General features: G+C 45.0%; 10 protein-coding genes. 5 read left to right on the top strand and 5 right to left on the bottom strand.

Features of this window, described 5'->3' with window-relative positions; translation table 11 throughout:
• Positions 1–311: 311 nt before the first annotated feature.
• The 3 genes from J6I44_RS12685 to tsaB all read left to right on the top strand — a co-directional run bounded on the left by J6I44_RS12685 (position 312) and on the right by tsaB (position 4,919).
• Entirely contained in the window at positions 312–1,607 is a 1,296-nt protein-coding gene (locus J6I44_RS12685; protein WP_265766516.1) for a dihydroorotase, read from the top strand.
• Between the two features lie 245 nt (positions 1,608–1,852).
• Positions 1,853–3,787, top strand: coding sequence for a DUF3857 domain-containing protein (locus J6I44_RS12680; RefSeq protein ID WP_265766515.1), 1,935 nt, complete (start codon positions 1,853–1,855; stop codon positions 3,785–3,787).
• 463 nt (positions 3,788–4,250) lie between these two features.
• Complete coding sequence (gene tsaB, locus J6I44_RS12675; protein ID WP_265766514.1) at positions 4,251–4,919, top strand: tRNA (adenosine(37)-N6)-threonylcarbamoyltransferase complex dimerization subunit type 1 TsaB; 669 nt, start codon at positions 4,251–4,253, stop codon at positions 4,917–4,919.
• Between the two features lie 15 nt (positions 4,920–4,934).
• Here tsaB and J6I44_RS12670 read toward each other — a convergent pair whose 3' ends face one another.
• From J6I44_RS12670 to J6I44_RS12650, 5 genes are all read right to left on the bottom strand, one after another.
• Positions 4,935–6,116, bottom strand: a complete 1,182-nt coding sequence (locus J6I44_RS12670) for a low temperature requirement protein A (protein WP_265766513.1) — start codon at positions 6,114–6,116, stop codon at positions 4,935–4,937.
• 37 nt (positions 6,117–6,153) lie between these two features.
• Complete coding sequence (locus tag J6I44_RS12665; RefSeq protein ID WP_265766512.1) at positions 6,154–6,516, bottom strand: hypothetical protein; 363 nt, start codon at positions 6,514–6,516, stop codon at positions 6,154–6,156.
• Positions 6,517–6,578: 62 nt separating this feature from the next.
• Entirely contained in the window at positions 6,579–7,271 is a 693-nt protein-coding gene (locus J6I44_RS12660) for an ion channel (protein ID WP_265766511.1), read from the bottom strand.
• A gap of 181 nt (positions 7,272–7,452) precedes the next feature.
• Positions 7,453–8,208 carry an SDR family oxidoreductase gene (locus J6I44_RS12655; RefSeq protein ID WP_265766510.1) on the bottom strand — a complete coding sequence of 252 codons (756 nt, stop codon included), beginning with the start codon at positions 8,206–8,208 and terminating at the stop codon, positions 7,453–7,455.
• Positions 8,209–8,320: 112 nt separating this feature from the next.
• A complete protein-coding gene (locus J6I44_RS12650; RefSeq protein ID WP_265766509.1) occupies positions 8,321–9,190 on the bottom strand; it encodes a helix-turn-helix domain-containing protein in 870 nt (289 codons plus the stop codon).
• A 220-nt stretch (positions 9,191–9,410) separates the two neighbouring features.
• On the opposite strand from J6I44_RS12650, the gene accD reads away from it, so the two are divergent.
• Complete coding sequence (gene accD / locus J6I44_RS12645; protein WP_265766508.1) at positions 9,411–10,262, top strand: acetyl-CoA carboxylase, carboxyltransferase subunit beta; 852 nt, start codon at positions 9,411–9,413, stop codon at positions 10,260–10,262.
• Positions 10,263–10,375: 113 nt separating this feature from the next.
• A complete protein-coding gene (locus J6I44_RS12640; RefSeq protein WP_265766507.1) occupies positions 10,376–12,562 on the top strand; it encodes a S9 family peptidase in 2,187 nt (728 codons plus the stop codon).

Below are 12,562 nucleotides of genomic sequence, written 5' to 3'. Positions count from 1 at the left end.
TAGGATTGAATGTGTATGTAGGGAAGCTTTCCCGACAATATCAATTGGAATGAGGGTTTTTCGGTACGCCAACTGTCGCAAGTTTGCAACTTGTGACAAGGAAAGAGACCTATAACCGCTGTTTCCAGGTAGAATGTCTGTCTGACGAGCAATTAGTTCTGAGTTTAATTAAAGGTAAAACAGTTAATACGAGTTCTCACAGAAAAATCTGTGATTATCAGCCTAATCTGTATTATCCGTGTTCTATTCATCCATTATTGAATTCTGTTGAAAACACGTATATTCACCATCAAAAATAACCGAACATTTTTATGAGTTACAGACCTAATTTATTACTGAAAAATGTAAAGCCTGTTGGTGCGGACTTCGATGGATCAAAACAGGTTGACATTCGTATCGCCGACGGCACAATTGTGGAAATTGGCACGGAGCTGGAAGCAGGAGATTCCGAAGAAACCTTTGATGCCGAAGGGGCTTATCTTTCCGGAGGGTGGATGGATATGCATGTCCACTTGCGCGAGCCGGGCTATGAACACAAAGAGACTATCAAAACCGGCTGTGCCGCTGCAGCTTTCGGTGGATTTACCGAGGTGGCCTGCATGCCAAATACCAATCCGGCTATCGACTCGCGTGATGTCGTTGAATTTATCACCAAGAGGGCAGAGGAGCTGCCGGTCAATGTGCACCCCATAGGTTGTGTATCCAAAGAGCGGGCCGGCAAAGCCATTGCTGAGATGTCCGATATGAAAGAAGGCGGGGCCGTAGCTTTCAGTGATGATGGAGATCCGGTGTATAATGCACAACTTATGCGTGTAGCACTGGAGTATTCTTCTATGCTGGAGATGCCGATCATCAATCATGAAGAAGATTTAAAGCTCTCGCGTCCGGGACACATGCACGAAGGCCGGGTTTCTGCACGGCTGGGAATCGACGGCACACCCGGCATTGCCGAAGAGACGATGATTGCGCGGGATATCCTGCTGGCAGAGTTTACCGGCGGACATATTCACGTGGCACATATCAGTACGGCCAAGGCCGTGGAGCTGGTCCGCCGGGCCAAAGCCGACGGCATCAACGTGACGACAGAAGTTTGTCCCCACCATTTTGATCTGACCGACGAAGAGATCGAGCGCCGCGATTTTGATACCAACGTCAAGATGCACCCGCCGCTTCGCACCCAGGAAGATGTGGATGCCATGATCGAGGGACTCGCCGATGGTACGATTGATGCCATCTGTACTGACCATGCCCCGCATGCTATTGAAGAAAAGGAAGTGGAATTCATCTATGCGCCGAATGGAATTATCGGTCTGGAGACGGCATGGAGTGTTAGCGTACGTCAGTTACTGGAACCCGGAGTCCTAGAGCTGACAGACCTGTTAGATAAGTTTGTTAAATATCCGCGAGAAATTTTGAATTTGGACGTTCCGCAAATTAAGGAAGGGGCTGAGGCTAACCTTACGTTGTTCAATACGGATGAAAAGTGGACGTTTGCAGAGTCGGTTGTTAAATCTAAATCTAATAATTCACCGTACCTGGGCAATGAGATGACCGGGCGAGCAGAAGCAATTTACAACAACGGACAGTTTGTTGTGAATGAGGTTTAGTTGGAAAATTGAACCTAACTACTTGTCATGCTGAACTCGTTTCAGCATCTCGTATGGCTATAAGCCTCTAAAGGAGATCCTGAATAATAAGTGAAACAAGTTCATGATACGATTCAGGATGATAAGAGTCCTTTTGAATTTCTCACAGAATGAATGTGCTGTTTGCGCGTTATGATATTCTAAATATTAATTTCAGGTATACTTTTTTGTTGCGGTATTTAGTTTCTTTGGTCCTTATTTGTTGTGTGAGTTTCAGCTTGGCGGATGCCCAGGATGGAAGCGTGGACGCAGAATTTGGTGTTATCCCGGATTCCCTTTTCAACATTACAGCTCCCTCGAACAGCCAGACCTACCCTTATATCGTCACTAATAAAGAGATGGATGTCTCTTTCCAGGAATCGGGCGGCGGCATCATGGCCGTGCTTAAGCACCATACCCGCCTTAAGATATTTGATGCATCGGCGCGCGAAGCTTCGGTAGTAACGATTCCCTATTACTTTGAGGATAACATGGAACAGCTCTCGGACATCCAGGGAATAACTTACCTGCCGAATGGAGAGCGGCATAGGTTGGATGAAGGGGCCATCAGGACGATCAACATCAACAGCCGCTACAACGTAAAGGAATTTACGATGCCCAACGTAGAAGATGGGGCCGTGGTAGAATACAGCTATGTGGTGCAGCGCCGTTATATCGAAGAGCTCCCGGATTTTTACCTGTCACAGAAAGTGCCCACGAGCCATGCCAAGGTTGAGATTACCTACCCCCAGTACTTACGTTACGAGGGGGTGATCGAAAACTATGATAGCCAGGTGCAACATGACTTTGCTTACGTGGATACCAGTTCGGTGCCCAAGATTTTTACGCTTCCCCGGCCCGACCCTGTAGTTACCGAGCGTTGGGTTGCTTCCGAAATCCCGGCGGTAGAACAAGAGGTTTTCATCTCTTCACTGGATGATTATCGCGGGCAGATTAAGTTTATCCTCAGTGCCTTTGGGCTTCCACGTCAACAGCTGGATACCAGTTGGGAAGTCGTCGTGGCCAAGCTGCGCCGCAATACAAATCCACTGGAAGCGATTAAGAGATACAGCTATGCGCGTTCCATCGGAGATTCGTTGGCCCGGTCGTTACAGGGCATTAGCCGTTTGGCCCTGCAGGATTCTATTTATCGGTATGTAAACGATCGCATGAATTTTTCCGAAGCATACGCACCCTACAGTACCGAGTCTGACTCGGCCGTGCTTGCAGCCCAGGCGATGGGACAGGCAGCCATCAACCAGACATTGCTGGCTATGTTGCGTGGAGCTGGTATCACGGCCTATCCGGTACTGACGTCCACCCGTTCTTTTGGCACAATCAGTAAGGATTTTCCGTCCTTCTACCAGTTTAATGCGCTGGCAATACAGAGCGAAGTTGAAGGACAGAAATATATGATGGACGCAAGCTTTCCGTACAGTCAGCCGAACCTTATTCCCACAGAAATGAGCAGCGGACGGGGCTTGATCATGAAAGAGGATTCTTTTTCATGGGTATCCATGCAGGCGGATAAGAGTTCCTTTGATATCCGGGTGGAAGTTGATGCACAGCTCCAGCCCAATGGCACGCTTAGTGGAAGAGTGATTTCGTATCAGGATGGCTACCCGGGCCAGCTTATCCGCCAGAAGAAAGCCGATGGAGCCTCGGACCTTGACATTTTTAAGCAAACCTTGTTTGACGGTTACAGCCAGGTCACGGCGGATAGCCTGCGCATTAGAAATTTGCAAAACTATGCGCGTCCCGTTGAGATCCGGGCCACCTTTGCAATTGAAAATTATGCCACCAGTTTTACCGATGGCTTAGAGTTTAACCCCATGGTGGTGGGCTACCTCCGGCAGAACCCCTTTGAAGATAAGCAGCGGGATTTGCCGGTCACCCTGGATGCACCAGAGCATTTGGATGTCTCCTATTCTATCCGACTGCCCCGCGGATTTACGGTGGGGGAGCAGCTTCTGGATAAAAATATCGGGCTGCCGGGCGCACGATTTGAGGAGCGGTATAATTCTACAGCTAACACGCTGCAGTATGATTTCCGGATTGACATTTCACAAAATAAATTTGCTCCTGACCGATATCCCCGGCTTCTGGACCTCTACAACCGATGGGTTCAGCTCAGCAACAGTACGTGGCTGATTCGTCGGTAAGCTATCGATAATTTGGATGCGTATATTGAGATAATATCGTTTGGATCCAATTTATCAGAGTTACCAGAAAAGAGCGTATATTTTGGATTGGAGGCATTAGTTCACTGGCGGGGGAATTACTTTCCGCGCTATAGATAAAATTTTTATTTTAACGCGTTTACCTGTTGAGGTAACGGTTAATTAACTATTAGAATAAGTCAATCTCCCTGAATCCCTCTTCTCCAAAGCTTGTCCCGACCACGATCGGGGAGGGACTTTGTGTGTAGTTTCCTCTACATGTTGTGAACTATCTCCGAGTATTGAAAATGAGTTCCTCCTTGGAGAAGGAGGACAGGAGGATTGAACAAATATCACTTATAACTTAGAAGAACTTTAACTGGTAGGAGGTTTTGCAAAGCCTCTGGTAAACGAATTTTCTCTCAGTTCTTGTTAGCAATATCGACATTAAAAAAGTACGTAATACATGATTTTAGCACTCGAAACCGCGACGAATGTCTGCTCCGTTGCTTTTTGCGATGAAAACGGAACGATCCACGAACTCCGTGAAGAGCAGCGAGGTTCTCATTCCGAGAAATTGTTTCTTTTTATCGAAGAGCTGCAGAGTGAGCATGGCTTTTCCATTGATGACCTGGATGCCGTGCTGGTCAGTCAGGGGCCGGGCTCATACACCGGTTTGCGTATCAGTGCCAGTGCGGTTAAGGGATTACTTTTTCAGACGGATGTGCCCTTATTTGGCGTCAACACATTGGCTTCTTTTGCGATGCAGGCGATGCGCGAACATCCGGCGGCGGAGAACATTCACAGTATTATTGATGCGAGGCGGGTGCATGTTTATCATCAGCATTTTACAGCCACTCCTTTGGAATCTGATGATGAGGTTTCGGTTACCCCCATTAAAGAGCTCGAAAAAAGGGTACAGCGCTATGATGTAATCATTGGGACGGGGCTGGAGCGCCTGGATGAAGAGGTTCAAAAAAAGGCGATTACGTATGGGGCGGAAGCCATCACGGCAAAGTCATTAATTTATTTATATAAAGGGGGGCTCTATAAGAATGGGTTACGAGCGTTTTATCAGAAAGATGACCCGGAATCCTTTGCCCCCCGCTACTACACCTCGAACCAAGTAAGTTGAGCTGCTATTTGATGTTTAGGAAGTATCAAAATCATGGTTATGGGTCGTTATGACTAATACGATAATTATGAATAAAACCAAGGCTCCAAGTATTAGGCCCGAGAAATGTAATAAATGGGCAATAAAGCCAACGACCAGTAAGGCCCCAATGCTTATTATAAAATTGGTGGGGATACCTGCAGAGATAGATTTATAAAACATAAGGCTTCCCAACAGGTAGATAATGGGGCCAAAGATGGTAATAAGGATACTGGGCAGATGAACAGCGGTATCAGGATGAGCAATGATCTTTTCTACAGCTACCGCTATGATGATAGCTCCACCCACCATAACACCATGGGCATACGTTAGGCCTGAACGTCCGACTTCGGCGTGGTTTTCTATATGCGAAAATATCCGTTCTCCTTTTTCAGCGGTTTCAATAAAGTAGAGCCACCAAACCGATACGATAATCAAGAAGCCTACAATAGCTGCTAATGTGCTATGGAAATTGAGATTTGTATCCAAAAGTGTTCCGCCTAATAGGAGTATAGACTCCCCTAATGCAATAATAAATATTAGCTGGTTGCGCTCTACCAGGTGCAAGCCGGAAAGAGGCCAGCTGCTCATAGGGGTGCTCCCTATTTTAGGTAACCAAAAGCCGATCAAAGGGGACATGTAGTCAACAAATACTGCTATCACCCAAAAAAACAGGCGAAATTCAGCATAGACGGCCCCGGCGATCCAAAAAAGACCTGCAATACCACTCCAGGCCGTGAGTTGGGCATAGTTTTTACCCATGGTCTCTCCACGGAATACCAAAGCCATGTAGATGCCTCTTATGAGCCCCATAGCTATATAAGCGCCTACAAATAGAGCAGCTGTTTCCGTATAGGCCGTAGGTATGGCAACGGCCATTGTTAAGGCACAGCCCATTAAGCACACCATTAGTAAACGCCCGGAGGTATGGTGGGGATTGATCCAATTGGTGGCCCAGGAGGTATAATTCCAGGCCCACCATACAGCTAAAAACAGGGTGGCAACCTGTGCAACTCCTGCCAGTGTCTGATGGGCAAGCAGGTAGTGAGAAAGCTGAATGATGGTGAAAACGTAAACCAGATCAAAAAATAGTTCCATATTGGTGACAGGAGGCGTCTCACCATCTTTAGTTTGACGAAGAGCTGCTTTGGGAGCAAACCAGGAAAGTAATCTATTCATAGCAGAATTAGGTCGGATTGATAGTTAACGATTGATGTTAATCGGAAAGGGGGTGGCCCAAATAGAGCAATACCAGCGGCATAATCAAAAAAGGTAACTCTATGAAGGCGCTTCTTACATCGCTATGCAAAAGCTGAGAAACGATGATATAAATAATAACGATACAGGTAATAATGTTTCCGGGGGTAAATGTTGGGGGAAATAGTATTAAGATAGCGGCTCCCAGCGTCATAATACCAAGTATCTGGGCAACGGTAGCGCCTATTCCCCATTGGCTAAGCATATTCAGCATGTCGGCACCTCCGGTAATCATTGGCCACCCCTGTTTTATCCCCATATAAAGTGTAATTAGGATTAGAATGCCGCTAATTATCTTAAAGATCGTAGATGTTCGTGTCATAAGTTCATCTCCAAATTAATGTTAATAGTATTTGTTGTTTGGTGTGGACCATTACGGTTGTCTTAATCCGGTATATGAAAGCCGGTGTCCGTTTCGCTGCTGAATTTGCTTATCATGATACCGACCAACACCACCGTATAGAAGTGTCCGATAATACCTAACAATGATACAATAAGTTCGGTGTAGTAGACGGTGGGGGTAACATCTCCAAATCCGATGGTCGTGAATATGATGCTGGAGAAATAAACCAGGTCCATGTAAGTGGCTGCAATACTGGAAGTACTAATATTTACGAATGATTCCGGATTGCGATAAAAGAAGAACTGCAGCAGAAAAACGCTTATTTCGATGAGTAAAAAATATCCGCATGCAGAGGCTGAGATAATATCCACGTTAATATAGCCCGGCCGTATTAAAAACCGCATGATCTCGAAAAATATGTAGGCAAAGAAAATTACATACAGCAGGCTCAGAACCTGCATGGCAAAAGGCACATGGGTTACAAAGGGAAGGCCGAGCGGCAGGGCGAAGACGATGAGCAGGAGAATATTCTTAATCATATTTCGCCAGTACCCCTTTTCCTGGAAAATACCCACACAGGCGAGTCCCAGGATTAACATGTTGATGGGCCAAATAACACGAGCATAGAAGGTGAGATCTCGCAGGAAGATCCCTATAAAAAGGTGAGCAACAAGAGCGATTAGCAGTATTTCATATTTTCTTCTTTGAAGAATGCCGAGTGTCGGTAGTCTCATGTATCCCAAATAAAGTTGTATGATATTGTGTCTCGATGAAACGACTTCCCTATACCAGAGGCCAAAATCATTGCTTCCGTATGAAATTAGCAGTGGGTTGTAACAAATTCCAGTACGATTTGTTTTCCTAAGGAATTGATAGAGATCGAGGTGCTCCGCCCTCGATCTCTTGTATGATTGTTTAGCGGGTGGTATATCCGCCGTTGGCAAAGATTGTTTGTCCGGTAATCCACCAGCCGTCGGTGGCCAGAAATTTTATAATAGGTACGATATCCTCAATGTTAGTGAGTTTGCCGTTCATGCTTTGTGATTTATGAAACTCTATAGCTTCTTCCGATTCTGCCGGATAAAAGAACGGCGTATCCATTGGACCCGGAGCTACATTGGCTACCGATATCCCTTTGGAACCGAATTCTTTGGCTGCTGCCCGGGCAAAGTGTTCTACGGGTGCTTTCCCACCGGCGTATGTAGAATAGAGACCTGTAAAGGCAGCAAGCAACGAAGTAACGATCGTGATGATACTTCCTTCGCCATCGATGCGCTTGCCGGCCTCCTGAATAAAGAAATAGGCCGCTTTGGCGTTGATATCGAACATGCTGTCGAATTCCTCTTCAGTGGTATCCACATAGGGCTTTTTGAGAACCTTCCCAACGGTATTGATGGCGATATCAATCTTTCCAAATCGGTCAATTGCTGCATCAAACAACTTCGCAATTTCTTCAGGCTTGGTGAGATCTCCCTGAATCATAAAGGCATCGCTGCCCGTTTCTTTCACGGCAGCAACGGTCTTCTGTGCAGCTTCCTGGGTAGAATCGCTATGGTAATGGACTGCAATGTTAGCACCTTCTTGGGCAAATGTTCGGCTGATGAGTCCGCCAAGGTTTTTGGCTCCTGCTCCTACTACTATAACCTTATCTTTTAATGTACGATTAGACATACTATGTTTTATTTTTGATTCATTTAGATTAATGATGTCTAGCCTATATAAGTGTAACAGAAAGGAGAGTCTTGAAGAAAATGATGACAGATTGAAGATTTTTGATATGTCCTCAGGAATTACGGATCTCTCCCGGTGTCAATCCTGTGTGCTTGCGCATCGTCCTTGTGAGATGGCTTTGGTCTGCAAACCCGGTATTTAATGCCACAGCTGAAATTGAATGATCCGTATTGATTAATTGATCTTTGGCAAAGGCTATCTTCCGTTTAAGAATGTATTGATGAGGTGTTATACCGGTTGCATTCTTAAATAGGGTGATAAAATGGGAGGGACTAAAGTCTGCTATCTGTGCAAGCCCTTCAAGAGTAAGATTTTTGCCAATATGCTCATTGATATAATCAATAATCCGAGATAGTTGGACGGGCGGCAACCCATTTTTCTGGATTGGCTGTTTATGGTTGCCATCCCGGGAATATTTTCTGATCAGATGGGATACCAAAGCATAGGTTAGCGATTCGGCATAAACAAGATCAGGTTTGGGTTTATGCTCAAATTCATTCACCAATTTTCGGGTCATCAGGTCAAGAAATTTATCCCGAAATTTGAAGCGTGGAAAAAGGCCAACACGGGCCGGACAATTCATTTCTTCGGCAACAAATTGGATGAATGTTGGATTAATAGCCAGCACGAGCAGTTCAACATCTGTCTCCCAGTGGGGGTTGGCGTTTAATCCTGCGGGATTGATAATTAGATCGCTAAGCCGGAAACGTTCCTTTTTTCTATTTCCATTGATTTTCCATTCTAATTCATTTTGGTGATTGTTATGAAGAACCAGGATGTGTTTGTCAGGCTCAATCGATAAGTCGCGATATTCTTCCTTAGGTTGTTCAATATTGCGCTCCGCAATTAACCCATGTAAGGAGTTCTTTGTGGTCGAAAGATTTAAAAAATGGGGTTTGATAAGAGAGCGTTGCTCTGACATCCTAAAAGACCTATTTCTAAATTAGTTATGGTGACGATCATCAATAATATAACAAAGTGTCTAAAGATAAGTCTATTGGCAGGCAAGGTTCTCCCTTGCTCATGAGAGGTCATTAAACAATTACAGATGCAATTTAACTTCTATTCGATAGGAAATAAAAGATTTTAGCTTCGGTAGAGATTCATTATTTTTGGGTTCCATTTAAATTAAATGATTTAGCATGGCTTGGTTTCAGCGAAAAGATAAGAATATACAAACCGATCAGCGTAAAGAGATGCCGGAAGGCGTCTGGGTAAAAGTTCCTAAGACGGGTGAAACCGTTCATCGCAGGGAATTAGAAGATAATCTGTGGGTGGATCCATTAAGCGGATACCATTTTCGCATTGGCAGCGATGAGTATTTTTCTTTCCTGTTTGACGATGGGGAATTTGAAGAAATTGGTGAGGAAATTAAGCCTACCGATCCGCTCGAATTCGAAGATCGCAAAAAATATAGCGATCGATTGGAAGAGTACCAGGAAAAGACCGGCCATTCTGATGCCGTCCGCGTAGGGCTTGGAAGTATGAATGAGCTGGATATTGTCATAGCCTGCATGGATTTCGATTTTATCGGAGGCAGTATGGGATCCGTTGTGGGTGAACGCATTGGCATGGCTATTGATCATGCCCGGGAGCAGGAAAAACCGCTGATTATTATTTCTCAGTCCGGCGGCGCTCGGATGATGGAAAGCGTGCTCAGCCTGATGCAGATGGCCAAGACCTCGGCCAAACTGGCACAGCTGGAAGAAGCGGGCGTGCCCTATATTTCATTGATGACCAATCCCACCACAGGTGGTGTGACAGCCAGTTTTGCGATGCTGGGTGATTTTAATATTGCCGAACCTGAAGCTTTGATAGGCTTTGCAGGTCCACGGGTTATACGTCAGACGATAGGGCGAGACCTTCCTGAAGGATTTCAACGCTCAGAATACCTGCTTGAGCATGGTTTTTTAGATTTTATTACCCCTCGTAATGAGCTGAAAAGTGAATTAACTAAGTTGCTGAAAATACTGCTTCACAAGTTTGAAGAATAGTTGTAGAGTGAAGCCCTGATTTTTTTGCAATGCTCGTACGGCTAATACGTTTAGCATGTACTCCTTTTGTATAAGCGGATTAGCTGATCTAATTTTTAACCACGTTAGCAACTATGAAACGACTTTTTTTCCTCTTTATCGTTATTGGATGGCTTGTACAGCCCATTCAGGCTCAAAAGAAAACGCTCACCTACAGCCACATATTTAATGATACGTTTAGTCCAGAGGGTATCCGTAACGTAAATTGGATGAAAGATGGGCGGTATTATACCACCTTGAAACGGGTCAATGGTGATATTGAGATTCGCAAATATGACATCCTTAGCGGGGACTATGATGTGTTGCTTTCCACATCAGATTTAAAGGTAAAAGGTCGTGATAAGCCGATTATTATACAGGATTATCAATTTTCAGCGGATGAAAGTAAGCTGCTGATTGAAACCGACATTGAGGCAATATGGCGCAGGAGTACCCGGGAAAATTACTTTATCTACAACTTTAAGACGGGAAAGACACAGAAGTTAACTCAGTCAGAAAAAAAGCAGCAGTATGCCCAACTTTCTCCATCTGGAGAAAAAGCGGCCTTTGTGCAGGATAATAACTTATACTGGGTGGACTTAAAAACGGGGGAAGAGACCGCTATTACCACCGATGGAGAGCATAATAAAATTATTAACGGGGCCACGGATTGGGTATATGAAGAAGAATTCGGCTTTGCCAAAGCCTGGTACTGGTCACCGCAGGGAGAAAAGATAGCATTTTATCGCTTTGATGAATCTGATGTGAAAGAATTTTTTATGACCGAGTGGGGGCACCTGTATCCGGGACAAACCCGCTTTAAATATCCCAAAGCCGGAGAAACAAATTCGACCGTTAAAATCGGAGTGTATGACCTGCAAGAGGATAAAACCACCTGGATGAATATTGGGGCTGACGAAGAACAATATATTCCGCGACTTAATTGGACGGCCACTTCATCTACGCTTGCCATACGGCGTATGAATCGATTGCAAAACAAGCAGGATTTGATGTTGGCTAACACCAGTACGGGGGAAACAGAGGTCATTAAGACCGAAAAAAGTGATGCCTGGATTGATGTAAACGACGATTTGAAGTTTCTGGATAACGGAGAGCAATTTGTATATACAAGCGAGGAATCGGGATATAACCATATTTATCTCTATAATAAGGGTGGAAAGCAAATCCGGCAGGTTACCAAAGGAGATTGGGAAGTCACCAACTACTTGGGCTATAATGAGCAGACTGATCGATTTTATTATGTAAGTACCGAGGAGTCGCCTCTGCAGCGGCATCTTTACAGTATCAAAAGCAACGGAAGCGACAAGAAAAAGCTTACCAGTGGTGAGGGCTGGCACAGCATCAACATGAGTAAAGATTTTAAGTATTATATTGAAACATACTCTGCACCCAGTATTCCACCACAGTATACATTGCATGAAATAAATGGAAAGGAAGTACGCTCGTTGGAGAAAAATATGGAACTGCAGCAGAGGCTGGCTGATTATGATTTGCCGACCAAAGAGTTTATCAAACTTCCGTTGGAGCAGGCCGAACTAAATGGCTATATGTTGAAGCCCCACGACTTTGATCCCTCCAAGAAGTATCCGGTGCTGTTTTATGTATATGGTGGGCCTGGAAGCCAGACCGTCCAGAAGAATTTTGGATCTGGCCAGCGTGCCATGTGGCACCGTTACCTGACCCAAGAGGGCTACATAATCGTTAGTGTGGATAACCGGGGCACAGGAGCCCGCGGACGCAATTTTGAAAAACAGATCTACAAACAGTTAGGACAATATGAGGTTGAGGACCAAATTAATGCTGCTGATTACCTCATTGACACCTATGATTTTATTGATGAAGATCGTGTGGGCATCTGGGGCTGGAGCTATGGCGGCTATATGTCGTCGATGGTGCTGGCTCGTGGAGGCCAAACTTTTGACACCGCAATAGCCGTTGCACCTGTTACAACCTGGCGGTTCTATGATACTATTTATACGGAACGGTTTATGCAGACTCCTCAAATGAATCCGGAGGGGTACCGGGAAGGATCAGTCTTAAATTATGCCGACCAGATTGACGGTAATTACCTGCTTGTACATGGCACTGGAGACGACAACGTTCATTTCCAGAATTCTGTTGAACTAATAAATCGATTGGTAGCTTCTGAGGTACGGTTTGAAACCATGTATTATCCCAATCGAAATCACGGTATCTACGGTGGAAACACCCGCGAGCACCTTTACAAAATGTTGAATGATTACATCTTAGAGAATCTATAA

The organism is Fodinibius salsisoli (assembly GCF_026229185.1).
In the GTDB taxonomy this organism is placed as follows: Bacteria; Bacteroidota; Rhodothermia; order Balneolales; family Balneolaceae; genus Fodinibius; species Fodinibius salsisoli.
The sequence above is the reverse complement of the archived record's forward strand: the minus strand, read 5'-3'. Positions and strand labels throughout refer to the sequence as shown.

Coding starts and splice junctions, on each gene's coding strand:
- J6I44_RS12640 (WP_265766507.1), top strand. CDS start 10,376: ATGAAACGACTTTTTTTCCTCTTTATCGTTATTGGATGGCTTGTACAG.
- J6I44_RS12685 (WP_265766516.1), top strand. CDS start 312: ATGAGTTACAGACCTAATTTATTACTGAAAAATGTAAAGCCTGTTGGT.
- J6I44_RS12665 (WP_265766512.1), bottom strand. CDS start 6,516: ATGACACGAACATCTACGATCTTTAAGATAATTAGCGGCATTCTAATC.
- accD (WP_265766508.1), top strand. CDS start 9,411: ATGGCTTGGTTTCAGCGAAAAGATAAGAATATACAAACCGATCAGCGT.
- tsaB (WP_265766514.1), top strand. CDS start 4,251: ATGATTTTAGCACTCGAAACCGCGACGAATGTCTGCTCCGTTGCTTTT.
- J6I44_RS12670 (WP_265766513.1), bottom strand. CDS start 6,116: ATGAATAGATTACTTTCCTGGTTTGCTCCCAAAGCAGCTCTTCGTCAA.
- J6I44_RS12650 (WP_265766509.1), bottom strand. CDS start 9,190: ATGTCAGAGCAACGCTCTCTTATCAAACCCCATTTTTTAAATCTTTCG.
- J6I44_RS12660 (WP_265766511.1), bottom strand. CDS start 7,271: ATGAGACTACCGACACTCGGCATTCTTCAAAGAAGAAAATATGAAATA.
- J6I44_RS12655 (WP_265766510.1), bottom strand. CDS start 8,208: ATGTCTAATCGTACATTAAAAGATAAGGTTATAGTAGTAGGAGCAGGA.